Source organism: Cryobacterium sp. MLB-32 (assembly GCF_000738085.1).
Taxonomy (GTDB): Bacteria; Actinomycetota; Actinomycetes; order Actinomycetales; family Microbacteriaceae; genus Cryobacterium.
The window spans coordinates 1-649 of sequence record NZ_JPRS01000549.1; the positions used below are offsets into that span (position 1 = coordinate 1).

At 62.2% G+C, this 649-nt stretch carries 1 protein-coding gene; it reads left to right on the plus strand.

Annotated features, from left to right (window positions below; all coding sequences use genetic code 11):
- Positions 1–474: CorA family divalent cation transporter (locus tag JF66_RS19895; RefSeq protein WP_035880620.1), on the plus strand; the 474-nt coding region annotated here is incomplete at its 5' end.
- Between the last annotated feature and the right edge of the window lie 175 nt (positions 475–649).

A 649-nucleotide genomic window follows, 5' to 3' on the forward strand; every position in this document is an offset into this window, starting at 1 on the left:
CGCATCTACGCGCTCTCCCGCGAGGTGATCGAGTTTCAGCGAGCCACCCAGCCGCTCGTGCCCATGTTCGAGTCGCTGCAACGCGGTTTCGACAAATACAACGTGGACCTCGAGCTGCACCGCCACCTGCGCGACGTGCTCGACCACTCCTTGCGGGTCGTTGAGCGCGCAGATGCGTTCCGCCAGCTGCTGCAGAACGCCCTCACCACCCAGAGCACCCTCGTGGCGCAGAGCCAGAACGATGAGATGCGGCGCCTGTCCGAGACGAGCCTGGCGCAGAGCGAAGAGGTGAAGAAGATTTCGAGCTGGGCTGCCATCCTCTTCGCGCCGGCCCTCGTAGGCACGGTCTACGGCATGAACTTCAGGAACATGCCCGAGCTGGACTGGACCTACGGCTACCCGTTCGCCCTCGGGCTGATGCTCGCGATGGGTGTCACGCTGTACCGCGTATTCAAGAAACGCAACTGGCTGTAGCCTGCGCCACGCCGACCAATACGAGCGAAACCCCGCCCGCCTCAAGCGATTTGCCACCTTGGTAAATTAGGGTATCCCTGTGTGGCACCTCGATAGAAGACAAGACGACGACGACGAGCTGTCGAAGTACGCGGACGTCTCTTCACCTGACCCGCAAAACGCGACCAGCCCGCAT